This window comes from Variovorax sp. YR266 (assembly GCF_900107295.1).
Taxonomy (GTDB): domain Bacteria; phylum Pseudomonadota; class Gammaproteobacteria; order Burkholderiales; family Burkholderiaceae_C; genus Variovorax.
Genome location: NZ_FNPM01000001.1, coordinates 251,312 through 275,183 on the forward strand (window position 1 = coordinate 251,312; position 23,872 = coordinate 275,183).

Here is a 23,872-nt window from a genome sequence, read left to right on the forward strand (position 1 = left end):
GTCAGAAGGGGCGGTACAGCACGACGTTGTGTTCGTCGGCCGGCTCCTTGTAGCGCGTGTCATGAATCGTCAGGTTGACGGCCTGCTTCTTGTCGCTGGAATGGTCGTTGAAAATTCCCGCTCCATTGGCCGCACTCACTACCTCCGCCAGACCCGGCCCAGCCCAGTTGTCGTGCCCCCTGAGCAGATAGAAGTGCATCACGCCGCACTGCTGGTGCGCCCAGTAGTCGTGCCAGCCGAACGAATCGGGACGCCACAGCGAGTTGTGGCCTTCGAAGAAGATGGGACGGCTCATCGGCATGCATTCCGGCGTGGAAATGATGAGATAGCGGGAGCGGTAGTTGAGAAATTCCAGCAGGTCGCGGCCTTGCGAATGGAGCATGTGCTCGATGACATCGCCCAGGATCACCACGTCGTAAAGATCGCCGCTGCGTTCATAGAGCTTGTCGGCCGTGATCGGAAGAATCTGGTGGTAGCCGACCTCGCGCAGTTGAGGAAATGCCACTTCGTCACACTCCAGCGCGGTCAGCTCGCATTCGGGCACGACGTTCTTGAGCAAGGCTCCATATTTGCCGCCCCCGGCACCGATGTCCAGGATGCGCTTGGGATTGATCGTCTTGACGACGTGCTGCGTCAAGCTGTCGAAAGTCAGCCAGGATTCGCCGATGTGCGCCATGAGAAATATCCCCCGAAACTGCCTGGTTCAGAACATTTGACTCTATAGGACGGCGCGGCTGACTTATCTGGCGTATTTGCCAGCTTGTTCACAAATGCGCCAATTCCGGATCGGCTGGACAGCCTTCAAACGTCCGTCATCCGCCTCGCATCGCGGTACCCGCGCGAAGCGACGAGCGTCGACCAATCGGGTGCGGCGCCCTGCGGCAGCAGCGCCTGGCGGCGCGCTTCGCTGCTCGCGTCCGGCAGCCATCGGCCCGCGCGCGCGGCAGCCTCGAAGCCCTCGAGGAAGTCGTCGAGCAGGCTCCCCTCGCCGATGCTCTGGTTGCACAGCAGCGCCATGTCGCATCCGGCTTCCAGCGCGGTCAGCGCCGCATCGGTATAGCTGAGCAGCCGGCCATCGATGTAGCGGCCCGCCTCCATGCTCAGGTCGTCGCTGAACACGGCCCCGTCGAAGGCAAAGCGCTGCCGCAGGATCGCCTTGAGCCATTTCGACGAAAACCCCGCCGGCCGCTTGTCGACCTTCGGATAGATCACGTGCGCCGGCATCACCGCGCCGAGCGTGCCCGACAGCCAGTCGTACGGCCGTGCGTCGTCGTCAAGGATGGCCTTGAGGCCGCGCTTGTCCACCGGGATCTCGACATGCGAATCGGCCTGCACGAAGCCATGCCCCGGAAAATGCTTGCCGCAGTTGCGCATGCCCATCTGCAGCATGCCGTGCATCACGCTCTTGGCCAGCAGCGCCACCACGCGCGGATCGCGATGAAAGCTGCGGCTGCCGATGACGCTGCTGCCGCCGTAGTCCAGGTCGAGCACCGGCGCAAAGCTGAAGTCGACGCCGCAGGCGCGCAACTCGCCCGCCAGCACCTGTCCGACCGCGGTCGCGGTCTGGGTGGCGCGCATGGCGTCGCGCATCCACAGCTCGCCGAGTGCGCGCATCGACGGCAGGTGCGTGAAGCCGTCCGTGCGAAAGCGCTGCACGCGGCCGCCCTCGTGGTCGACGCAGATCAGCAGGTCGGGGCGGATCGCCTTGATCTCGGCATTGAGCGCAGTCATCTGCGCGCGGTCCTGCCAGTTGCGGGCGAAATGGATCACTCCGCCGACCAGCGGATTGGCGAGGCGACGGCGGTCGGCGTCGTTGAGCTCGGTAGCCGCCACATCGATGATCAGCGGCGCATGGGGGCGAGCGGCGGGCCCGGCAGTCATAGCTTCTCCACCACCACGAAGCTCGCGGCGTATTCGGTTTCGTCAGTCACGGTCACATGGGCCGTGAGGCCCTGCGCCTCGAACCAGTCCTTCAGGCCGCCATGCAGCACGATGACGGGCTTGCCACTGCGCAGGTTGGCGATCTCGCACAGGCGCCAGCTCATGGGCATGCGCATGCCCAGGCCGATGGCCTTGCTGAAGGCCTCCTTGGCGGAGAAGCGGGTCGCCAGATAGCTCAGGCCGCGCTTGGGCCAGCGTTCGCTGCGGGCCTTCCAGACTGCGAATTCAGCGTCGCTCAGCACCTTGCGGGCAAAGCGTTCGCCCTGGCGCTCGAAGGTCGCGGCAATGCGACGCAGGTCGCAGATGTCGGTGCCAATGCCGTAGATCATGCGGCGCCGGCGCTCATTGCGCCTCGTTGATGCAGCGCAGGTAGTCGCGCGTGGCGGCCGTATAGCCGAGCTCCAGCGCGTCGGCCACGAAGGCATGGCCGATCGAGACCTCCTGCACGCCAGGCACGGCACGCAGGAAAGCCGTCAGGTTGTCGCGGCTCAGGTCGTGGCCGGCGTTGATGCCCAGGCCTGCGGCATGGGCCGCGCGCGCCGTGTCGGCATAACGCTGGAGCACAGCCTTCTCGTCGGGCGTTCCGCGCGATGCGGCATAGCCTTCGGTGTAGAGCTCGACGCGGTCGGCGCCCACGGCCTTGACCGCCGCCATCATTTCGGGAATCGGGTCCATGAACAGGCTGACGCGCACGCCCAGCGCCTTGGCTTCGGCGATCAGGGGGCGCAGGCGCTCGGCGTCGTCGGGGAAGGTCCAGCCGTGGTCGCTGGTCGACTGGGTTTCGCTGTCGGGCACGAAGGTGGCCTGATGCGGCCTCAGCGTGCGCACGAAGTCCATCAGGTTCTGGAAGGGGTTGCCTTCGATGTTGAACTCGATGGCCGGCCAGTCTTTGGCGAGCAGCGCCGACAGGTCGCTCACGTCGTGTGCGCGAATGTGGCGGGCATCGGGCCGCGGGTGCACGGTGATGCCGTGCGCGCCGGCTGCCAGGCAGGCCTGGGCGGCTTTCACCACGCTCGGGATGCCCAGGTGGCGCGTGTTGCGGACCAGGGCCACCTTGTTGAGGTTGACGGACAGCGAGGTGGTGGTGCCTGAAGTGCTCATAGTGCTTGCAGATCTCTCATCATTTGCCGCGTGCGCAGCGTGGACACGCCGCAATGGTAGTTGAGCAAGGTGCGCAACTGGTTTCGCAGGGCACTGTTGCTGCCAGCGTTCATGGTGGCAATTTCACGCAACGTGGCGGTAAAAGGGGCGTGGTCGTCAAGAACGGTCTGCAGAGCCTGCCAGTCGGCGCCATTCAGCGCGGCCTCGTCGTCGTCGGCTTGGCGCAGGCCGGCTTCCGGCACGAGGCTGTAGCGCTGCTCGGCGGCAAGCGGCTCCAGCGTGAGGGTCTGCACATCGAGCGACGGCAGCAGGCCGACTTCGCGCAGCAGCAGCAACTCGAAAGCACGCAGCGCGGCAGCCTGGGTCGCGGCCTGCGCGCCGACGTGATCGCCTGCCAGCACCTGAACGACCCCGGCGTAGGCATCGAACAGCGCTTCATGGGCATCGTCACGCGCCAGCAGGCGCAGCAGCAGCTCGTTGACGTAATAGCCCGACAGCAGCGCCTCGCCGGTCGGCATCACATGGCCGCCCATCCATTCGGCGCCCTTGAGCGTGCGGATTTCGGCGTCACCGCCGTAGTTGAGCTGCAGCGGCTGCAGCGGCAGCAACACCGGCCGGAAGTTGGAACTAGGCCGCTTCGCCCCTTTGGCCACGAGCGCAATGCGCCCGTGGTGGCGGGTGAAGACTTCGAGAATCAGGCTCGACTCGCTCCAGTCGTAGCGATGGAGAACGTACGCCGGTTCGTGCGAAACGCGGTGGGCAGCAGCCACTTCATTCGTAGCCGAACGAACGGACACGGGCTTCGTCGTCGGCCCAGCCCGAACGCACCTTCACCCACAGTTCGAGAAACACCTTGGCGTCGGCCAGCTTCTCGAGCTCGACGCGGGTTTCCATGCCGATGCGCTTGATGCGCTCGCCCTTGTCGCCGATCACCATGGCCTTGTGACCATCGCGCTCGACCACGATGGTGGCGGCAATGCGCAGCAGGCGCTTCTGGCCTTTTTTCTGGGGCGGCTCTTCCTCGAATTTGTCGATGATGACGGTCGAGGTGTAGGGCAGCTCGTCGCCAGTCAGACGGAACAGCTTCTCGCGCACGAGTTCGCCGGCAAGGAATTTCTCGCTGCGATCGGTCAGCTCGTCCTCGTCGTAGAACCAGGGCTGTTCGGGCAGGTACTTCTCGCAGATGCCGAACAGGCGCTCGACGTCCTTGGCGTTCTTCGCCGACATGGGCACGAACTCGGCGAAGCTGTGCTTCTCCTGCATGGTCTTCAGCCAGGGCGCGATGTCGCCGCGGCGGTGCACGTTGTCGAGCTTGTTGGCCAGCAACACGGTCGGAATGCCCTTGCCGAGCAGCTTGAGCACGCGCTCGTCGGCCGGCGTGAAGCTGCCGGCCTCGACCACGAAAAGAATCAGGTCCACATCGCCGACCGCACCCTGTACGGTCTTGTTGAGCGACTTGTTCAGCGCGTTGGCGTGCAGGGTCTGGAAGCCCGGCGTGTCGACGAACACGAACTGCGTGGCGCCCAGCGTGCGCATGCCGGTGATGCGGTGGCGCGTGGTCTGCGCCTTGCGCGAGGTGATGCTGATCTTCTGGCCGACCAACGCATTGAGCAGCGTCGACTTGCCTACATTGGGCTTGCCGACGATGGCGATGAGGCCGCAGTGTTGGGGTCCGGTGGCAGGCGCATCGCCTGCAGTGTCTTCGGGTCCCGCTACGGGATTGATAGCATCGTTCATTCTGGTTTCACGCGGTGCCGCGTGCCTTGAGCCGGATCAACATGGCGGCCGCAGCCGCCTGCTCGCCGGCGCGGCGCGAGCCGCCGATGCCGCGTTCGCGAAGCCCCAACTCGGGCACCTCGCACTCGACATCGAAAGTCTGCTTGTGCGCTGCGCCCAGTGTGGCGGCCACGCGATACACCGGCAGCTTCATTTTGTGACCCTGCAGCCATTCCTGCAATTCGGTCTTGGGATCCTTGGCTGCGGCTTCCATGCGCGGATTGATTTCGACCGCCTCGTAGAGCCGGTGCACCAGCGACTGTGCGGCCGCAAAGCCGGCGTCGAGATAGACGGCGCCGATCAGCGCCTCGAGCGCGTCGGCCAGGATCGACGGCCGGTTGGGCCCGCCCGAGCGCGCCTCGCCTTCGCCGAGCCGCAGCAGCGGCGACAGCGCCAGCCCTACCGCCAGGCGGTGCAGGGTGTCCTGCTTGACCAGGTTGGCCCGCACGCGCGACAGGTCGCCTTCGGGCAGAGCAGACAGGCGCATGTAGAGCAGGTGCGAGACCGCCAGGTTCAGCACCGAGTCGCCGAGAAATTCAAGGCGCTCGTTGTGGTCGGCCGAGAAGCTGCGATGCGTGAGCGCGAGCTGGAGCAGCCGCGGATCGGAGAAGGTGTGCTGGAGGCGCGCCTGCAGCGCGGCAAGGCTGCCCTCCACCTTTTTGGGCGCCGTGTTCAGCGGGATTGGCCCTTGTACTTGAGCGTCAGGTAGGCCGGGCCGAACAGGGGGATCTCACGCTCGTACGAGTACGACACGACCACCTTGTCGCCAACCTTCTTGATTTCAAGATCCTTGCCGCTGACCGACTGGAAGTCGTCGATGGCCTGGGCACGATCGAAGATGGCGCGCACTTCAGGCACGGTCGTGCCTTCCTTGGCCTTGTTGACCGCCTTGTCGATGGCCTGCCATTCGATCAGCGTCGGGATGACCTGCGCGACGACCACGCCCAGACACCCGAGCACGACCGCGACGAACACCAAGCCGATGAACGAAATGCCGCGTTGTTGCGCAGCCCTGCTGCGAACGAACCGATGTGTTCTCATGCCCTCATACCCCTCGAACTGAACTATTCAGATGAATGCTTATTGAAACGGACCGATGCGACCCAGATCGCCGAAGTTCATCCAGACGAAGAACGCCCTGCCCACGATGTTCTTGTCCGGCACGAAGCCCCAGAAACGCGAGTCCGCCGAATTATCGCGGTTGTCGCCCATCATGAAATAGTTGCCGGCCGGCACCTTGCAGACCACGCCCTCGACCGAGTAGCGGCAGTTTTCGATGCCCGGGAAATTGAAGCCACTGGCACCGGGAACGTAGGATGGCGTGGTTTCGTCGTTGAGGATCTTGTGCTGCTTGCCGCCGAGGTTCTCGGTGTACTGCTTGAGCAGGCGCATCGATTCGCCGTCGAGGTAGTCGGCATCCGACTCCTTGGACACCGGCTGGCCGTTGACCGTGAGCTTCTTGTTCAGGTAGGCCACCTCGTCACCCGGGACGCCGACCACGCGCTTGATGTAGTCCATGCTCGGCTTGGGCGGGTAGCGGAACACCACCACGTCGCCGCGCGCCAGCGGCGTACCGTCGGTGATCTTGGTGTTGATCACGGGCAGGCGAAGGCCGTAGGTGAACTTGTTGACCAGGATCAGGTCGCCGGTCAGCAGCGTGGGCATCATCGAGCCCGACGGGATCTTGAAAGGCTCGTAGAGGAACGAGCGCAGCAGGAACACCACCAGGATCACCGGGAACAGACCGGCGGTCCAGTCGAGCCACCAGGGCTGCATCAGCAGCCGTTCGCTCGCCTTCGCGTCGGCCGTGTCGACCTGCTTGATACCCTGCTCGGACAGGCGCGCATTGCGCTCGGTCAGCGAAGCTTCCAGCTTGGCGGCGGCCTGTTCGCGCCGGGGCAGGAAATAGAAGCGCTCGGCCAGCCAGTAGAGGCCGGTGACCACCGTCGCCAGGAACAGCAGCAAGGCAAAGTTGCCTTCGATCGCGTTGAAATACCAGGCGCCGACATAGGCGGCGAAGGCCGCGAGGACCAGGGTGGTGATGAATGCCATTTTTTTGATCAGTCTTCGACTTGCAGAATGGCGAGGAAGGCCTCTTGCGGGACCTCGACGGAGCCGATCTGCTTCATTCTTTTCTTGCCCGCCTTCTGCTTCTCGAGCAGCTTCTTCTTGCGGGTGATGTCGCCGCCATAGCACTTGGCCAGCACGTTCTTGCGAAGCGCCTTGATTGTCTCACGCGCAATGATGGTGACGCCGATGGCCGCCTGGATCGCAACGTCGTACATCTGGCGCGAAATGATCTCGCGCATCTTCGACACCACGGCCCGGCCGCGATACTGCGACTGGCTGCGGTGCACGATGATCGACAGCGCGTCGACCTTGTCGCCGTTGAGCAGGATGTCGACCTTCACCACGTCGGACGCGCGGTACTCCTTGAACTCGTAGTCCATCGAGGCGTAGCCCCGGCTCACCGATTTCAGCTTGTCGAAGAAGTCGAGCACGATCTCGCCGAGCGGCATCTCGTAGGTCAGCATGACCTGACGGCCGTGGTAGGCCATGTTCATCTGCACGCCACGCTTCTGGTTCGCCAGCGTCATGACGGAGCCGACGTATTCCTGCGGCATGTAGAGATGAACGGTGACGATCGGCTCGCGGATCTCCGCCATCCTGCCGACGTCGGGCATCTTGGACGGGTTCTCGACCATGATCACTTCGCCGTCGTTCTTGACCACCTGGTAGACCACGCTCGGCGCGGTCGTGATCAGGTCCTGGTCGAACTCGCGCTCCAGGCGCTCCTGCACGATTTCCATGTGCAGCAAGCCGAGGAAGCCGCAGCGGAAGCCGAAGCCGAGCGCCTGGCTCACCTCGGGCTCGTAGCGCAGCGACGAATCGTTGAGCTTGAGCTTTTCGAGTGCGTCGCGCAGCGAGTCGTACTCGCTCGCTTCGGTCGGGTACAAGCCCGCGAACACCTGCGGCTGGATTTCCTTGAAGCCGGGCAGTGCCTCGGTCGCCGTTGCCGCAGCGCCACCGGTGCCGGCCTTGATCAGCGTGACCGTGTCGCCGACCTTGGCCGCCTGCAGCTCCTTGATGCCCGCGATGATGTAGCCCACCTCGCCCGCTTCGAGCGAGTTGCGGGGTTCGTTGGCGGGCGTGAAGACGCCGACGCTGTCGGCGTTGTACATCGCACCCGACGCCATCATCTTGATGCGATCACCCTTCGCGAGCCGGCCGTCGACCACGCGCACCAGCATGACGACGCCGACGTATGGGTCGAACCAGCTGTCGACGATCATCGCGCGCAGCGGGCCGTCGGGGTTGCCGCGCGGCGCGGGCATCCTGGCAACGATGGCTTCGAGAATGTCGTCGATGCCCACGCCGGTCTTTGCCGAGCACGGGATCGCATTGGTCGCGTCGATGCCGATCACGTCTTCGATTTCGGTGCGCGCGTTGTCGAGGTCCGCGTTGGGCAGATCGATCTTGTTGAGCACGGGCACCACTTCGACTCCGAGGTCGAGCGCGGTGTAGCAGTTGGCCACTGTCTGCGCTTCGACGCCTTGCGATGCATCGACGACGAGCAGTGCGCCTTCGCACGCCGACAGCGAGCGGCTCACTTCATACGAGAAGTCGACGTGGCCCGGCGTGTCGATCAGATTGAGGTTGTAGACCTGCCCATCGAGTGCCTTGTAGTGCAGCGCAGCGGTCTGCGCCTTGATGGTTATCCCACGCTCTTTTTCGATGTCCATCGAGTCGAGCACCTGCGCTTCCATCTCGCGGTCTGCGAGGCCGCCGCAACGCTGGATCAAACGGTCTGCGAGCGTCGACTTGCCATGGTCGATGTGCGCAATGATCGAAAAATTTCTGATGTGATTCATCAACGGGAACGCTTAAGTACTTGAATTGGCTCGTGCGCAGAGTGCGACAGGCAAGAAAAAAGGGCGCGTCTTCTGGAGACGCGCCCTGAACCAACAAGCAATGGCAACTGCAGTAGTTGGAACTTCATTGTAGGCAAAAAGGGAAGCGCGTACATCCGGGAACGGGGTCCAAAGGGGTCGTTGCAGGTCCACAACATGAAAGATATGAACAGGTTATCAACAGGATCGGTGGAGCAGTCACTGAACAACTTGTGGGCGATCTGTGGAGCACCGGTGGACTGCTGTCTGACATCTCGCATGGTGAAGGTCAGGGCACTCCTTATGCGCCGACCGACCGCCGAGAGCGCCCTATTCTACCGAAATCCGTCCTTAGCCTCTTTAAAAGTTAGTGAGCACAAACAAAAATCGGCATTTCCGAGCCCTCAGATTTTTTTAGGGGCCGGCGCCTGAACGTCGTAAACACCTCAAAAAAACGGCCCCAAACCCGACTGCCGGGTGGGGCCACTTGACGCCAGAGCCAGATCAGCGTGCAGGGCGAATCAGCGCGTACTGCGCCCAATCGCCACGGCGGAACAGCACGCTGAGCGCCTTGCTCTTGTCGGCCTTGCCGATGGCGGACTCGAATTCGCGCGCATTCGACACCTCGACATTGCCCACCGACAGGATGATGTCGCCCTCGCGCAGGCCTGCACGGGCTGCAGCGTCACTGGCGGCATCGACCTTCACGCCGCCCTTCAGCTTGAGCTCTTTCTTCTGCGCGTCGGTGAGATCGCTCACAGCCAGACCGAGCGACTTGGCGGCTGCAGATGCGGGCGGCTTCGGCGCCGGCTCGTCGCGGTCGCCCGCACGCTTGCCCGGCTTGTCGGGCTCGATCTCGGCAATGGTCACGCTGAGGTCGCGCGAAGCGCCGCGGCGGAATACGGTGAGCGTGCTCTTGGTGCCCGGCTTGGTGTTGCCCACCAGGCGCGGCAGGTCGCTCGGCTTCTCGATGGGCTTGCCGTCGAACTTGGTGATGACGTCGCCCGGCTCGACACCGGCCTTTTCGCCCGGCGAGCCGGCTTCCACGCCGCGCACCAGCGCACCCTGTGCCTTGCCCAGGCCGATGGCCTCGGCCACGTCCTTGGTGACCTGGTCGATCTGCACGCCGATGCGGCCGCGCGAAACGCGGCCCGAGGTGCGCAGCTGATCGCTCACGCGAATCGCCTCGTCGATCGGGATCGAGAACGAGATGCCCATGAAGCCGCCCGAGCGCGAGTAGATCTGGCTGTTGATGCCGACCACTTCGCCGCGCATGTTGATCAGCGGGCCGCCCGAGTTGCCGGGATTGATGGCCACGTCGGTCTGGATGAACGGCAGGTATTCGCCCGTGTCGCGCTGCTTGGCGCTCACGATGCCAGCAGTAACGGTGTTCTCGAGGCCGAAGGGCGAACCGATTGCCATCACCCATTCGCCGACACGCAGCTTGGAGATGTCGCCAACCTTCACCGCTGGCAGGCCGGTGGCCTCGATCTTGACGACCGCGACGTCGGTGCGCTTGTCGGCGCCAACGATCTTGGCCTTGAACTCGCGCTTGTCGGGCAACGTGACCAGCACTTCGGAAGCGTCTTCGACCACGTGCGCATTGGTCATCACGTAGCCGTCGGCTGTCAGGATGAAGCCGGATCCGACGCCACGCGGACGCTCTTCTTCCTGCGGCTGCTGCGGGCGCTTCGGGGTCGGGCCCTGACGCGGTTGGCCAGGCAGAGGCTGGCCGAAGAAACGGCGGAAGAACTCCTGCATCTCCTCGTCCATCTCGCCATTGCCACCGCGCTGGGCAACCTTCTCGACGGTGCGGATGTTGACGACGGAAGGGCCGACCTGGTCGACCAGATCGGTGAAATCGGGCAGCGTGCGTGTTTGCGCATGGACCGGCTCGACCGGAAGGAATGTGGCGCTTGCAGTCAGTGCGAGCGCGCAAGCCAGCAGACCGGAACGAAGCTTGTGTCCCTCGACTTTGAAGATCATCGGTTTTCTTTCAAAAGAACAGAGCGGCTGAAAACAAGTGCTATGAGTTTGCGCTGTGTGCTTGGTTCAGCGCAATTGGCGCTTATTTGGCCTGTCAGCGCGTGCGCGCGAGGCTTTGGGCGAATGCATTGAGCGTCTGCTGCGGCACCTCGCCGACTGCGGTCAGCCACCAGTCGCTGGCCGGCTCGGGCAGACGCCGACGGATGGCGTTGGTCGCTCCGATGGTCAGCACGCCGTCGCGGGGCGCGCGCGCTGCGTCGTAGCGCTCGATGAAAAGCGACACCGAGGCCAGGCCATCGGAGAAGGTCCACTGGACCGTGGCCGCGTCCTGCTTCGACTTGCCGCTGCTGTCGCCATCACCGCCCGCTGTCGGGCGACGGAAGAAGCTTCGGGGCTTAAATCCGGCCACAGGCGTGCGCAGCGTCCAGCCTTCGTCCTGCGCATTGCTGCGCTCGAGCTCCAGCTTTTCGATGCGGTAGCCTGAAGTGTTGGACATCATCTGCGAGAGCGCCTGCGCCTTCACCGGCGCGTCGAGCTGCAGCTCGGAAAACGCCGACTGCTCCACCACGCGGGAGTCGCCGTCAATGGTCTGCAGCTTCACCACCAGGCCCGAACGGCGCTCGCTCCAGATGCGATAGCCGAAGCGCAGCGCGTCGTGCGGCACCAGTTGCACCACGTCGGCATCGAAGCCGGCCACGCGGTCCTTGCCGATCGCGCGCACGTCGTAGAAATCGCCAATCGACGAATCGGGCTTGTCCGGCAGGTTCGGGAAGAGATCGAGGTTCTCGCGCTTCTCGACCTTCACCACCTTCGCCTCCGGCAGGAAGGTCATGACATTGCGGTTGCGCCGGAAGGTCGAGCGCGGCGGCCCCGAGAGAGCTTCGATGCGTTCGATCTGATGCTCGCCGTCGCGCACATGCCAGATGCGTGCGCTCGACAGGTCGCCGCCCGGCGCCGACACCACGAAGGTGCCCACGTAATTGCGCTGCCGGGCGCCCGCGTGCATGCGCTGCAGCCACTCGGTCACGCTCATGGCCGGTGGCTCGTCCGTCTGCGCAGTTGCCGCGCTCTTCGTATTCGCAGCGCCCGAGCGGGTCTGCGCGGTGGCAGTCTGCGCAAGGCAAAAAGCAGCAAACACAAGCACGAAAGCGCGCGCGGAGATCGGCATCGGAACGGTCATTACGGGCAGCTAGGGGTGCGCGCACTCAGCGCGTCGGGCCCTCGAAAGTGGCATTGCGCAGGAAACCGGAAGGCATTTGCGAAGCACCGCCGGCTTGCTGATGCGCTTCGAGCAGCTGATCGAGCCGCGGGTCGCGCAGCATGACCTGCGGATTGCCGTTACCCACGATCACGCGGGTCGGGGTCAACGTGTTGCTCGCGGGTTGCGGGCTGTTGACCGCAGCCGCCGCCAACACCGAATTGACCGCCGGCTGCTGTTGCTGCTGGACCGAAGCCAGCTGCGCGCCGCCCTGCGGCACCGCTGTGCCGTTGCCGACCAGGGTCCAGCTGATGGCAGCCACGGCCATCAGCGACGCGGCACCAGCCACAAGCTTCCAGCGGAACACAGGCTCGTTGGCCGCTTCCGCCCTGCGCTGCGCGGGCAGTGCCACCGGTGCGGCGACCGGCACCGACATGGGGGCGACCATCACAGGCTCCGCCGCCAATCGCTGCTGGAAGCGCGCCAGGAATGCCGAGGTGTCGCTGCACGGCGAATGAGAGCCCGAACGCAGCACATCGCCCACCACGTGGTAGGCCTGCCATGCCGCGCGCGATTCGCCTTCGGCGCAGACAGCTTCGATCGCCTGCGCGAACGCCTCGCCCTGCAAATGACCATCCGCAAGTGCGGACACCTGTTCCCGAACCGTCATCGTCTGATTCATTTCATTCACCTGCTTACTTACCAACGCTTGCCGGACTGGTTGTCCAGCAGCGGCTTGACCCTGGCCGAAATGGCCTCGCGCGCCCGGAAAATACGCGAACGCACCGTGCCGATAGGGCAATCCATGACCTCGGCAATCTCTTCGTAACTCATGCCCTCGATTTCGCGCAGCGTGACCGCCTGGCGCAACTCGGCAGGGAGTGCTTCCATGGCCGCCTCGACGGCACTGGCGATTTCATTCGCCGCCATGACCGATTCGGGGGTTTCGTCGGTGGTTGGTTCGTTTCCGGGACGGTAAGTTTCATCGTCGTCCTCAGAAGAAGGCCTGAGAGCGGCCTCGGAGACAGTCGGATCGCGCTTCATGTCCACCAGCGCCTTCTTGGCGGTGTTGACGGCGATCCGGTAGAGCCAGGTGTAGAACTGCGCCTCACCGCGGAACTGGTGCAGCGCGCGATACGCGCGAATGAAGGTTTCCTGCGCAATGTCCTCGACCAGGTCGACATCGCGCACCATCCGCCCGATCAGGCGCTCGATGCGGCGCTGGTACTTGATGACCAGCAACTCGAATGCCTTCTGGTCGCCCGCGACGGTGCGCTGGACCAGCTGGAAATCGACCTCGCCCGGACGCACCACGGCGGGCGCATCGTTCAGGCCGGAATCCGGCGGCACAGGCGGAGAGGTGGTCATCGACGGAGGATCAGGGCGCGTCGGCGGGAGCCGTCGCGCGCCAGGGGTCGCCCGCAGGTGCTGCGGACGGGGGGCGCGAATATACCGCACGGCGCACGTCGCGCCAGCGCTCAGGCATGGCCCGCTGCTCGATCCAGACCCAGCGGCGGGCGCGGCCCGGCTCGCTGAGCCGCACCAGCATCAGCGACTGGAAATCGAGCGCCACGAACGCCCTGGCAGCATGCACGGCCCGGGAGGCATGGCCTCCCGTCAACGACCAGTAGAGGCCGTCGAAATGCAGAACGCCCACGCCATCGCGTCGCAAGCCGAAGCCCGCGGCGACACCTGCAAACACGACACTGAGAACCAGCAGCAGCTGGCGCCATCCGGCGCTATCGAAGAGATAGCAAGATGCGCCCGCACAGCAAGCACCCAGGGCCCAGAGGACAACGAGAATCCGGGTTGCGCCACGCGAGCGCCCCACCGGATAGGTCACCGACGGTGCGCTGTGCATGAAAGAGCAGTGCTCAAGCGCGCTTGAACACCAGCGTGCCGTTGGTGCCGCCGAAGCCGAAGTTGTTCTTGACCGCGACGTCGATCTTCAGATCGCGCGCCTCGTTGGCGCAGTAGTCGAGATCGCATTCCGGATCCTGATTGAAGATGTTGATGGTCGGCGGGCTCTTCTGCTCGTGCAGCGCCAGCACCGTGAACACCGATTCGATGCCGCCCGCGCCGCCCAGCAAATGGCCGGTCATGGACTTGGTCGAATTGACGACGAGCTTCTTCGCGTGATCGCCGAATGCCAGCTTGACCGCATTGGTCTCGTTGACGTCGCCGATCTGCGTCGAAGTGCCGTGCGCATTGAGGTACTGCACCTGATCAGCATTGACACCGGCATTGGCCAGCGCCATGGCCATCGAGCGGCGCGGGCCGTCGACGTCGGGCGCGGTCATGTGATACGCGTCGCCCGTCAGGCCAAAGCCCGCGACTTCCGCGTAGATCTTGGCACCACGTGCCTTGGCGTGTTCGTACTCTTCGAGCACCAGCACGCCGGCCCCCTCGCCCAGCACGAAGCCGTCGCGGTCCTTGTCCCACGGACGCGAGGCCGTAGCGGGATCGTCGTTGCGGGTGCTCAGCGCGCGAGGCGCGGTGAAGCCACCGATGCCGAGCGGAGAGATGGTCGACTCCGCGCCACCCGCGATCATCACGTCGGCATCGCCGTACTCGATCATGCGTGCCGACGTGCCGATGGCATGCAGGCCGGTGGTGCAGGCGGTCACGACCGCGATGTTCGGGCCCTTGAAGCCGTACTTGATCGAGACGTGGCCCGAGATCATGTTGATGATCGATGCCGGCACGAAGAACGGCGACACGCGGCGCGGGCCGCGGCTCATCAGTTCGCCGTGCGTTTCCTCGATCATCGGCAGGCCGCCGATGCCGGAGCCGATGTTGCATCCGATGCGCACGGCTTTTTCATAGGACAGCGCTTCGCCGGTCGGCAGTCCGCTGTCCTGCACCGCCTGGATGGCGGCGGCGAGACCCAGATGAATGAAGCGGTCCATGTGGCGCGCTTCTTTCTCCGAGATGTATTGGGTGATGTCGAAACCCTTGACCTCACCGGCGAACTTGCAGGCGAAGGCGCTTGCATCGAACGCGGTGATGTTCGCAATACCCGATTTCCCGGCCAACAGGTTGGCCCAGGATTCGGTTGCGGTGTTTCCGACAGGAGCGATGCAACCGAGTCCGGTCACGACGACGCGGCGTTTGGTCATGCCGGCAAACCTTTCTGGAAGCGCTGAACAGTTGCCTGTCGGCGCGTGCGGTTTTTAAAGGAAAAGCCGCCGGCCGCAGTTGCAGTGTTGTCAGCTGGCCTATCAGGCCTTTTGATTCTTGGTGGCGTAGTCGACGGCGTTTTGCACCGTGGTGATCTTCTCGGCATCTTCGTCGGGAATTTCGATGCCGAATTCGTCTTCGAGTGCCATCACGAGTTCGACCGTGTCGAGCGAGTCAGCGCCGAGGTCGGCCACGAAAGCCTTTTCGTTCGTCACTTGGGACTCTTCCACGCCGAGCTGCTCGGCGATGATTTTCTTGACACGTGCTTCGATATCGCTCATTTGGTTCCCTCTGAGGGTTGTAGGTAATCGGTGGATTTTAGCCGGGCGCATTGTGGCATTTGCCGCGCGTCCGGTACGGGAAAAACTTGCGCCTTGCGGCTACATGTGCATGCCGCCGTTGACGTGCAGCTCTTGCCCCGTGACGTAGGACGCCTGGGGCGATGCGAGGTAAGCCACCGCGTGCGCGATGTCGGCCGGCTTGCCCAAGTGGCCCAGCGGGATCTGCTGGAGCAGCGCCTGTTGCTGGGCTTCGGGGAGGCTGGCCGTCATGTCGGTTTCGATGAAACCGGGTGCGACGCAGTTGACGGTGATGTTGCGGCTGCCCAGCTCGCGGGCCAGCGCACGGGTCATGCCCGCGACGCCTGCCTTGGCAGCGGCGTAGTTGGCCTGGCCGGCATTGCCGGAGGCGCCGACCACGCTGGTGATGCTGATGATGCGGCCGTAGCGCTGCTTCATCATCGGGCGGATCACGGCGCGCGAGAGGGAGAAGACGGCCTTGAGATTGGTGTCGAGCACCGCGTCCCAGTCGCTGTCCTTCATGCGCATGGCGAGCGTGTCGCGCGTGATGCCGGCGTTGTTCACCAGCACGTGGATGGCGCCGTAGGCCTGCACGATCTCGTCGATCAGGGCCTCGACGGCGGCGCCGTCGTTCACGTCGAGCGCACGGCCGCGGCCGCCGTAGGCGCTCAGGGCCGAAGTGATCTTGGCCGCGCCGTCGTCGGTGGTGCCGGTGCCCACGACCTTGAGGCCACGCTGCGCCAGCTCCAACGCGATCGCCGCGCCGATGCCGCGCGTTGCGCCGGTGACCAGGGCGACTTGCCCTTCAAATTTGGGAATGCTCATAAGAAAAAGTGTCGGAGCCTTGCGCCGGTCAGCCGGCGAGCGATTGTCGGGTGTCCGCGAGCGTGGCCGGGTCGTACACCGACGCGGCTTCCAGATCGGGGGAGATGCGCTTCACCATGCCGGCCAGCACCTTGCCGGGACCGCACTCGATGATGGCGGCTACACCGCGCAGTTTCAAGGCCTGCACGCTCTCGACCCAGCGCACCGGGCCGGCGGCCTGGCGCACCAGGGCGTCGCGGATGCGGTCGGCATCGGTCTCGATGGCGACGTCGATGTTGTTCAGCACCGGAATTTGCGGCGCGGCCAGCGTGATGGAAGCCAGCTTGTCGCGCAGCGCTTCCGCGGCAGGTTTCATGAGGCTCGAATGGAACGGCGCCGAAACCGGCAGCAGCAGCGCCCGCTTGGCACCGTTGGCCTTGAGCAGTTCGCAGGCCTTGTCGACCGCGGCCTTGCTGCCGGCGATCACGGTCTGCATGGGGTCGTTGAAATTCACCGCCTCGACGATTTCCGCGCTGCCAGAGCCAAAGCTGGCAGTGGCTTCCGCGCAGCCTGCCACCACCTTGCCCGACTCCATGCCGAGCACCGCAGCCATCGCGCCGACACCGACGGGCACCGCCTGTTGCATCGCTTGCGCGCGGAAACGCACGAGCGGCGCAGCCTGCGCGAGCGTCAGAACACCCGAAGCCACCAGCGCCGAATACTCGCCGAGCGAATGACCAGCCACCACAGAAGGCGCGGCACCACCCTCGGCCAACCAGGCGCGCCATGCAGCAACACCAGCCACCAGCATCACGGGCTGAGTGTTGGTGGTGAGCGCCAGCTCTTCCTTGGGGCCGTTCTTGATCAGCGCGCCGACGTCTTCGCCGAGCGCTTCGGAAGCTTCGCGCAGCGTTTCAGCCACGGTCGGGTGATCGCCCCAGGCGTCGAGCATGCCGACCGCCTGCGAGCCCTGACCCGGAAAGACAAAAGCAAAGGATTTCATTGTTGTATGCGCCATCTCGCATCGCGGCCGCCCTCTTCCAGGGCGACGCAACGCACTACAGATTCAATAGCACCGCGCCCCAGGTGAAGCCGCCGCCCACGCCTTCGAGCATGAGCGTTTCGCCTTTCCTCACCTTGCCGGAGCGCACGGCCTCGTCGAGCGCCAGCGGAATCGAGGCGGCAGAAGTATTGCCGTGCTCGTTCACCGTGACGATCAGCTTCTCGCGCGGAAGCTTCAGCTTCTTCGCCGTGCCTTCCATGATGCGGATGTTGGCCTGATGCGGAATGAGCCAGTCGATGTCGGTGTCGACCTTGCCGGCCTTGGCCAGCGTGGCGCGCGCAGCCTCTTCGAGCACGCGGACCGCGAGCTTGAAGACGGCCTGGCCGTCCATGTGCAGCAGCGGCGTGCCCAGCACATTGCCGCCTGAAACGTGGCCCGGCACACAAAGAATGCCGACGTGCTTGCCATCCGCATGCAGGTCGCTGGCCAGAATGCCGGGCTCTTCGCTGGCTTCGAGCACCACCGCGCCCGCGCCATCGCCGAACAGCACGCAGGTGGTGCGGTCGTTGAAATCGAGGATGCGGGAGAACACTTCGGCCCCCACCACCAGCGCGCAACGCGCTGTGCCCGTGCGGATCATCGCGTCGGCGACGGTCAGTGCGTAGACGAAACCACTGCAAACCGCCTGGACGTCGAACGCCGGGCAGCCGGCAATGCCGAGCTTGTTCTGGAGAATGGCGGCCGAAGACGGAAACACCATGTCGGGCGTCGAGGTCGCGACGATGATCAGGTCGATGTCGCTGGCTTTACGGCCGGCAGCCTCCAGGGCGTGTCGGGCCGCTTCAAGACCAAGGTCGCTGCTCGTGACATCCGGCGCGGCGAAATGCCGCGCGTGAATGCCGGTGCGCTCGACGATCCACTGGTCGGAGGTTTCGATGCCTCGCGTCGCCAGATCCTTGGCGAGATCGTCATTGGTCACGCGGCGTGGGGGCAGATAGCTGCCGGTGCCGGTAATGCGTGAATAAGAAGGGGTCATCAAACGTGAAGGGCCGTCGCGTCGACCGGCGCCGCCGGTTCCTGTCGCGCTAGCAAAGGCGCGGCGTGGGCGATGCGGGCCCGCACGCGATCGAGCAGGTTGTTGCGAGCGGCATCATAAGCGCGATCCAGCGCATGGCCGAAAGCCACTTCGTCAGCCGAGCCATGGCTCTTGAAAACCAGGCCACGCAGCCCCAGCAAGGCTGCGCCGTTGTAGCGACGATGATCCAGGCGACTTTTGAACGCTTTTAGAACCGGATAGGCAACAATTGCTGCCATTTTGGTAAAAATGCTCCGGGAGAATTCGACGCGAATGAATTCGCCGATCATTGAAGCCACGCCCTCGCTGGCCTTCAGAGCCACGTTTCCGACGAAGCCGTCACAGACGACGATGTCGGTCGTGCCCTTGAAGATGTCGTTACCTTCCACGTTGCCGTAGAAGTTCAGATCCTTGGAGTTGGCAGCCGTACGCAGCAGTTGGCTCGCTTTTTTGATCGTTTCACTGCCCTTGATTGCTTCCTCGCCGATATTGAGCAGGCCGACCGAGGGCGCCTCGTTGCCAGTCAGCGCCGACACCAGGGCCGAGCCGAGCACGGCGAACTGGAGCAGGTCTTCGGCGTCGCAATCGACGTTCGCACCCAAATCGAGCACGGTCGTTGCCCCGCCCTTGGCATTGGGAAGCTGCGGTGCGATCGCGGGGCGATCAATGCCTTCGAGCGTCTTGAGCAGGTAGCGCGCAATCGCCATGAGGGCGCCGGTGTTGCCGGCGGAGATGGCGGCTTGGGCGGCGCCGTCCTTGACCTGCTGGATCGCGACGCGCATTGAAGAGTCTTTCTTCTTGCGCAGGGCGATTTCAACCGGGTCATCCATGCCCACCACTTCGCTTGCAGCGACGATGCGGGCACGCGGATGCGCGGCAAACCCCGCCAGTGCGGCCGGCGCGCCGACCAGCAACAACGAGGCTTCGCTGTGCCGCTCGAGAAACGCGCGGCAGGCCGCGAGCGTGACGCGCGGCCCATGATCGCCTCCCATGCAATCCACGGCGAGCGTGATTGCAGAAGGCGCAGCAGTGATTTCGGGGGAAGAAGGCGTAGCCATCAAAACAAAGGCCCGACGCTACAGCAGAAGTAGCTTCGGGCCTTGGCCTTGGAATGCGAGATCAGGCTTCAGACTTGTTCTTGAGCACCTGGCGGCCACGGTAGAAACCGTTGGGGCTGATGTGGTGGCGCAGGTGCGTTTCGCCGGTGGTCGGTTCCACGGCGATGCCGGGCACGACCAGCGCATTGTGGGAACGGTGCATGCCGCGCTTGGAAGGCGACTTCTTGTTTTGCTGGACGGCCATGATGGCTCCTGGACTGTTAGGTGAGTGATTGGATGCGGGCTCAAGCGGTGGCAATACAAAAAATTTAACGGCATGTATGGAATGCCTTTATCTGTACTGCTGCTCACGGCGGCGCGCGCGAAGCCCATGATTATAGCCCAGCCTGCGGGAAAGGGCTACTTTCCCTCTTCGGGCTTGCGCGAACGCAACGCGCCGAGCACTGCGAAGGGGTTCGGCTTGGCCTCTTCGGCCGCCTTGAAGTCCTCGTCGCTGGACGAAAGCTGCACCGGCGTGGGGCAGACAACGTGAACGGGCATGACAGGGATTTCCATCAGCAGCTCGTCCTCGATCAGGGCACGCAGGTCGAAATCCCGGCTCACGACGAGCAGGTCTTCCTCGGATTCCTCGTCTTGCGCCTCGGCAGTGGCCTCGTCGGCCACGAAACGGAACCATCGATCCACGGAAAGCAGCGTGTCGACCGGCGACAGGCAACGCTGGCAAACCAGCGGCACGGTGGCTTCAGCCTCCAGGTGCAGCCAGGGCGCGGCCTTGCCATCCGCACCGGGGCGCTCTTCCCCGTGGGCCTCCCATCGGACCACCGCGTCGGGCGCCGGGACGGCCAGTTCGGCGACCAGGCGTACATAGTTCGGAACCGGATCGGCGGCTTCCAGGGTGGCGGCAGCGGCGGTAAAGCCGGGCACATTGAGCCGTTCGGGGGCAAATTCTCTCTTCATCCGCGCCAGTCTAGCGTGCCGGCCATTTCACCGGCTTGGGGCATACCTGAGAGTTCTGGGCGGCTCACGCACAATCGTCACCATGCAACGCACCGTGATCCTCGCCTCGACCTCGCGCTACCGCCGCGAACTGCTCACCCGCCTGCGCCTGCCCTTCGATGTGCACTCGCCGGAAGTCGACGAAACGCCCCAGCCCGGCGAAACGCCGCACGACCTGGCCGTGCGCCTCGCGCTGGAAAAGGCCAACGCCGTGGCTACCCGCTTCCCAGAAGCCGTGGTCATCGGTTCGGACCAGGTGGCCGACCTGGCCGGCGAGGCGCTGGGCAAGCCCGGCGACCATGCCCGCGCCACCGCCCAATTGCGCCGCATGCGCGGCCAGACGCTGATCTTCCAGACGGCCGTGGCCGTCGTCTGCAAGGCCACCGGCTTCGTCCAGCGCGACATCGCGCCCGTGCGCGTGGTGTTCCGCGACCTCAGCGACGCCGCCATCGAACACTATCTGCAGGCCGAGCAGCCCTATGACTGCGCCGGCAGCGCCAAGAGCGAAGGCCTCGGCATCGCGCTGCTGAGCGCCATCGACAGCGACGACCCGACCGCACTGGTCGGCCTGCCGCTGATCCGCACCTGCCAGATGCTGCGCGCCGCGGGAGTCGATCTGCTGTGACACAACAAAAAGGCAAGCTCTACCTCGTTCCCGCGCCGCTCGACTTCGGTTGCGACGTGCAGGCCCCGCTGCAAGACGCCCTCCCGCTGGGCACGCTGCAGACGGCCGCCGGCATCACCCACTGGATCTGCGAGAACGCGAAATCCGCGCGCGCCTACCTGAAGCGCATCGACGAAGTGGCACCACTGGCCGCTGCGCTGCAGGCGCAGAACATCCAGGAACTGCCACGCGAAGTGCACAAGAAAGGTGATCACGCAGGCCAGTTCGACGCCCGCCCCCTGCTGGCCGCCGCGCTCGAAGGCCACGACATCGGCCTGCTGAGCGAGGCAGGCATGCCAGCGGTGGCCGACCCGGGCTCCTCGGTGGCGCGCGCCGCGCACGACCTGGGCCTTACCGTGGTTCCACTGACCGGCCCGGTCTCGCTGCTGCTCGCACTGGCCGCGAGCGGACTCAACGGCCAGAACTTCGCCTTCGTCGGCTACCTGCCGCAGGACGCCAGCGAGCGCCAGACCCGCATCCGCGAGCTCGAAGCGCTCGCGCTCAAGTCGGGCCAGACGCAGCTGTTCATCGAGACGCCCTATCGCAACGCCGCGCTGCTGCAGGCCCTCGTGCAGACCCTGCAGCACAACACCCGGCTCGCCGTGGCGCGCGGCCTGACGCTCGCCTCCGCCCACGTGCGCAGCGAAACGGTCAAATCCTGGCGCGCCAAGCCACAAGCCACCACAGACGAACGCCTGCCCGCCGTGTTCGCGATCGGCCGCTGACGATGGTGGGTGTTACCGCAGCCACGCGCTGGGCATCGCGCGCGCAGTTCTTTGCCGCCGGCTTCATCTTCGCGACCTGGGGCGTGCATGTGCCCACGGTCAAGGCGCACTACGGCATCGACGAAGCCCAGCTCGGGCTGGCCATGCTCGCGGCCGGTGCCGGGGCGATGTTCGGCCTGACCAGTGCAGGCCGCTGGATCGGCCGCCACGGCCCGCGCCGTGTAGCCGGCATCTGCGGCTGCATTTATGCACTGCTGCTGGCCGGCCTGATCGCGATGCCCGGCTATGCCGCACTGCTGGTTCTGCTGGCAGCTTTCGGCCTCGTGACCAGCGTGTTCGACGTCTCGATCAACACCGAAGCCGCCCAACTCGAACTGCACGGCGACACGCCCCTGATGAGCGGCATGCACGGCATGTTCAGCCTGGGCGGCATGGCCGGCGCCGCGAGCGGCAGCGCCGCGCTGGCGGCCGGGCTCGGCGCGCAGGCGCACCTGCTGCTGGTCTCGGCCGCGATGGTGCTGCTCGTTGCCGTAGCCTCGACACGCATGCTGCCCCGCCCCGCCACCAGCGGCGCCACCGAGGCCGATCACGGCTTCCTGCTGCCCCGCGGCACGCTCGCGGTGCTGGGCGTGCTGGCCGCACTGGGTCTGATCGCCGAAGGCGCGATCTACGACTGGAGCGTTCTCTATATGCAGCAGGAGATCGGCAGCCCGCAGCAACAGGCCGCTCTGGCATATGCGAGCTTCTCGGCCGCGATGGCCGCGGCGCGCTTCGGCGGCGACGCGCTGCGCGCCCGCTTCTCGCCGGGCACGCTGCTGCTCGGCAGCGGCCTGCTGGCCGCGGTGTCCATGGCGCTGGTGCTCATCACCGACCTGCCCTGGCTGGCGCTGGTCGGCTTCGCGGGCGTGGGGGTCGGCTTTGCGAACGTGGTGCCGATCCTGTTCTCGGCCTCGGCGAAAGTTCCGGGCATCGAGCCCGCACGCGGCATTGCGTCGGTCTCGGCCCTTGCCTATCTGGGGTTCATGGCAGGCCCGGCAGTGATCGGGCTGCTGGCGCGGGCGACCTCGCTGACCACCGCGCTCTATGTCGTCGTGGTCTTCGCCGCGGCGCTGGCGGCATCTGCGCGATACACCGCCAGCGGCGAAAACAAATAAGAGATCAGCGCAGGGCCGGCGCGGTGTGCATCAGGCGCACCGTGGTTTCAGCCATCGCCGCGCCGAACTTCTTGGCCAGCTTCTCGGCCACGTTGTCGCGCCGCGTGTAGTCGATCACCTCTTCGGCCTTGATCACTTCGCGCGCCACGTAGTCGACATTGCCCAGCTGGTCGGCCAGGCCGTATTCGACGGCCTGCTCGCCGCTCCAGAACAGTCCGCTGAACAAGCCGGGGGTATCGAGCTTCAGGCGATCACCGCGACCGGCCTTCACCACATTGATGAACTGCGTGTGGATCTGGTTGAGCATCGTCTGCGCGTGCGCGCGCTGCGCATCGCTCATCGGGCTGAACGGATCGAGGAAGCCCTTGTTCTCGCCGGCGGTCAGCAGGCGGCGCTCGACGCCGACCTTCTCCATCACGCCGGTGAAACCGAAGCCGTCCATCAGCACGCCGATGCTGCCGACGATGCTGGCCTTGTCGACATATATCTTGTCTGCGGCGGCGGCAATGTAATAGGCGGCCGAGGCGCAGGTCTCCTCGACCACGGCATAGACCGGCTTCTTGTACTTGGCCTTCAGGCGCTTGATCTCGTCGTTGATGATGCCGGCCTGCACCGGGCTGCCGCCGGGCGAGTTGATCAGCAGGACCACGCCCTTGGCGCCTTCGTCCTCGAAGGCCGTCTTCATCGCGGCGACCACGAACTCTGCGCTCGCATCCCCGCCATTGGCGATTTCGCCCTTGATCTCGACGACGGCGGTGTGCGCCGTGGTCTTGGCCGTGCTCGGCGCGCTGCGCGAGAGCGCGAACCACGCCAGGAAGACGAAGAAGGCAAGCCAGGACAGACGCACGAAGGTCTTCCAGCGGCGCGTGGCCTTCTGTTCGTTCAACGAAGCGAAGGCGAGCTTTTCGAGGGTGGCGCGCTCCCAACCGGGGCGCTGCGTGGGATCTTTGGCCATATTCGTGGGAGGGGCCGGCTCAAATGGTTCGAACCCGGCGGGTTCCGTTCGGTTCGGGTCGGTCATG

At 64.9% G+C, this 23,872-nt stretch carries 27 protein-coding genes; 3 read left to right on the forward strand and 24 right to left on the reverse strand.

Features of this window, described 5'->3' with window-relative positions:
* Position 1: 1 nt before the first annotated feature.
* From BLW48_RS01215 to BLW48_RS01325, 23 genes are all read right to left on the reverse strand, one after another.
* Positions 2–676, reverse strand: coding sequence for a class I SAM-dependent methyltransferase (locus BLW48_RS01215; RefSeq protein ID WP_093172164.1), 675 nt, complete (start codon positions 674–676; stop codon positions 2–4).
* Between the two features lie 125 nt (positions 677–801).
* The gene (nagZ, locus tag BLW48_RS01220; RefSeq protein ID WP_093049463.1) at positions 802–1,881 is read right to left on the reverse strand and encodes a beta-N-acetylhexosaminidase; all 1,080 of its coding nucleotides are present in this window, start codon (positions 1,879–1,881) and stop codon (positions 802–804) included.
* Positions 1,878–2,270: a holo-ACP synthase gene (acpS, locus tag BLW48_RS01225; protein ID WP_093049461.1), complete on the reverse strand. Its 393-nt coding sequence runs from the start codon at positions 2,268–2,270 to the stop codon at positions 1,878–1,880. Before acpS ends, nagZ begins: the two co-directional genes overlap by 4 nt.
* 13 nt (positions 2,271–2,283) lie before the next feature.
* Entirely contained in the window at positions 2,284–3,042 is a 759-nt protein-coding gene (locus tag BLW48_RS01230; protein WP_093049458.1) for a pyridoxine 5'-phosphate synthase, read from the reverse strand.
* Entirely contained in the window at positions 3,039–3,812 is a 774-nt protein-coding gene (recO, locus tag BLW48_RS01235) for a DNA repair protein RecO (protein WP_093172166.1), read from the reverse strand. The genes BLW48_RS01230 and recO overlap by 4 nt, the downstream gene beginning before the upstream one ends.
* Position 3,813: 1 nt before the next feature.
* Positions 3,814–4,779: a GTPase Era gene (gene era / locus BLW48_RS01240; RefSeq protein ID WP_093049452.1), complete on the reverse strand. Its 966-nt coding sequence runs from the start codon at positions 4,777–4,779 to the stop codon at positions 3,814–3,816.
* Between the two features lie 7 nt (positions 4,780–4,786).
* Positions 4,787–5,473: a ribonuclease III gene (gene rnc / locus BLW48_RS01245; RefSeq protein ID WP_093049449.1), complete on the reverse strand. Its 687-nt coding sequence runs from the start codon at positions 5,471–5,473 to the stop codon at positions 4,787–4,789.
* A gap of 17 nt (positions 5,474–5,490) precedes the next feature.
* The gene (locus tag BLW48_RS01250) at positions 5,491–5,859 is read right to left on the reverse strand and encodes a DUF4845 domain-containing protein (protein WP_093172168.1); all 369 of its coding nucleotides are present in this window, start codon (positions 5,857–5,859) and stop codon (positions 5,491–5,493) included.
* A 39-nt stretch (positions 5,860–5,898) separates the two neighbouring features.
* Positions 5,899–6,870 carry a signal peptidase I gene (lepB, locus tag BLW48_RS01255; protein WP_093172170.1) on the reverse strand — a complete coding sequence of 324 codons (972 nt, stop codon included), beginning with the start codon at positions 6,868–6,870 and terminating at the stop codon, positions 5,899–5,901.
* Positions 6,871–6,878: 8 nt separating this feature from the next.
* Entirely contained in the window at positions 6,879–8,690 is a 1,812-nt protein-coding gene (lepA, locus tag BLW48_RS01260; protein ID WP_093049440.1) for a translation elongation factor 4, read from the reverse strand.
* Positions 8,691–9,212: 522 nt separating this feature from the next.
* Entirely contained in the window at positions 9,213–10,694 is a 1,482-nt protein-coding gene (locus tag BLW48_RS01265; RefSeq protein ID WP_093075590.1) for a DegQ family serine endoprotease, read from the reverse strand.
* 94 nt (positions 10,695–10,788) lie between these two features.
* Entirely contained in the window at positions 10,789–11,874 is a 1,086-nt protein-coding gene (locus tag BLW48_RS01270; RefSeq protein ID WP_093049434.1) for a MucB/RseB C-terminal domain-containing protein, read from the reverse strand.
* Between the two features lie 25 nt (positions 11,875–11,899).
* Positions 11,900–12,574: a sigma-E factor negative regulatory protein gene (locus BLW48_RS01275; protein ID WP_093049431.1), complete on the reverse strand. Its 675-nt coding sequence runs from the start codon at positions 12,572–12,574 to the stop codon at positions 11,900–11,902.
* Between the two features lie 17 nt (positions 12,575–12,591).
* On the reverse strand, positions 12,592–13,260 hold the full coding sequence (rpoE, locus tag BLW48_RS01280; RefSeq protein WP_093049428.1) for an RNA polymerase sigma factor RpoE: 669 nt from the start codon (positions 13,258–13,260) through the stop codon (positions 12,592–12,594).
* A gap of 10 nt (positions 13,261–13,270) precedes the next feature.
* The gene (locus BLW48_RS01285; protein ID WP_093172172.1) at positions 13,271–13,753 is read right to left on the reverse strand and encodes a hypothetical protein; all 483 of its coding nucleotides are present in this window, start codon (positions 13,751–13,753) and stop codon (positions 13,271–13,273) included.
* A gap of 13 nt (positions 13,754–13,766) precedes the next feature.
* Positions 13,767–15,011: a beta-ketoacyl-ACP synthase II gene (fabF, locus tag BLW48_RS01290; protein WP_093049422.1), complete on the reverse strand. Its 1,245-nt coding sequence runs from the start codon at positions 15,009–15,011 to the stop codon at positions 13,767–13,769.
* 102 nt (positions 15,012–15,113) lie between these two features.
* Complete coding sequence (acpP, locus tag BLW48_RS01295; protein ID WP_007830471.1) at positions 15,114–15,353, reverse strand: acyl carrier protein; 240 nt, start codon at positions 15,351–15,353, stop codon at positions 15,114–15,116.
* 99 nt (positions 15,354–15,452) lie between these two features.
* Positions 15,453–16,196: a 3-oxoacyl-ACP reductase FabG gene (fabG, locus tag BLW48_RS01300; protein WP_093049420.1), complete on the reverse strand. Its 744-nt coding sequence runs from the start codon at positions 16,194–16,196 to the stop codon at positions 15,453–15,455.
* A gap of 28 nt (positions 16,197–16,224) precedes the next feature.
* Positions 16,225–17,178, reverse strand: a complete 954-nt coding sequence (gene fabD / locus BLW48_RS01305; RefSeq protein ID WP_093172174.1) for an ACP S-malonyltransferase — start codon at positions 17,176–17,178, stop codon at positions 16,225–16,227.
* A gap of 55 nt (positions 17,179–17,233) precedes the next feature.
* Positions 17,234–18,214 carry a beta-ketoacyl-ACP synthase III gene (locus BLW48_RS01310; RefSeq protein ID WP_093172176.1) on the reverse strand — a complete coding sequence of 327 codons (981 nt, stop codon included), beginning with the start codon at positions 18,212–18,214 and terminating at the stop codon, positions 17,234–17,236.
* Positions 18,214–19,311, reverse strand: coding sequence for a phosphate acyltransferase PlsX (plsX, locus tag BLW48_RS01315; protein ID WP_093172178.1), 1,098 nt, complete (start codon positions 19,309–19,311; stop codon positions 18,214–18,216). The genes BLW48_RS01310 and plsX overlap by 1 nt, the downstream gene beginning before the upstream one ends.
* 61 nt (positions 19,312–19,372) lie before the next feature.
* Entirely contained in the window at positions 19,373–19,555 is a 183-nt protein-coding gene (gene rpmF, locus BLW48_RS01320) for a 50S ribosomal protein L32 (RefSeq protein WP_007830466.1), read from the reverse strand.
* A gap of 155 nt (positions 19,556–19,710) precedes the next feature.
* Positions 19,711–20,268, reverse strand: coding sequence for a YceD family protein (locus BLW48_RS01325; RefSeq protein WP_093172180.1), 558 nt, complete (start codon positions 20,266–20,268; stop codon positions 19,711–19,713).
* An 82-nt stretch (positions 20,269–20,350) separates the two neighbouring features.
* On the opposite strand from BLW48_RS01325, the gene BLW48_RS01330 reads away from it, so the two are divergent.
* Genes BLW48_RS01330 through BLW48_RS01340 form a run of 3 tightly spaced genes read left to right on the forward strand, consistent with a single transcriptional unit; the run spans position 20,351 to position 22,850 of the window.
* Positions 20,351–20,932, forward strand: coding sequence for a Maf family nucleotide pyrophosphatase (locus tag BLW48_RS01330; protein ID WP_093075596.1), 582 nt, complete (start codon positions 20,351–20,353; stop codon positions 20,930–20,932).
* Positions 20,929–21,696 carry an SAM-dependent methyltransferase gene (locus tag BLW48_RS01335; protein ID WP_093172182.1) on the forward strand — a complete coding sequence of 256 codons (768 nt, stop codon included), beginning with the start codon at positions 20,929–20,931 and terminating at the stop codon, positions 21,694–21,696. The genes BLW48_RS01330 and BLW48_RS01335 overlap by 4 nt, the downstream gene beginning before the upstream one ends.
* A 2-nt stretch (positions 21,697–21,698) precedes the next feature.
* The gene (locus BLW48_RS01340; RefSeq protein WP_093172184.1) at positions 21,699–22,850 is read left to right on the forward strand and encodes an MFS transporter; all 1,152 of its coding nucleotides are present in this window, start codon (positions 21,699–21,701) and stop codon (positions 22,848–22,850) included.
* Between the two features lie 4 nt (positions 22,851–22,854).
* On the opposite strand, the gene BLW48_RS01345 is transcribed toward BLW48_RS01340, so the two are convergent.
* On the reverse strand, positions 22,855–23,871 hold the full coding sequence (locus tag BLW48_RS01345; protein WP_093049395.1) for a S49 family peptidase: 1,017 nt from the start codon (positions 23,869–23,871) through the stop codon (positions 22,855–22,857).
* Position 23,872 lies beyond the last annotated feature (1 nt).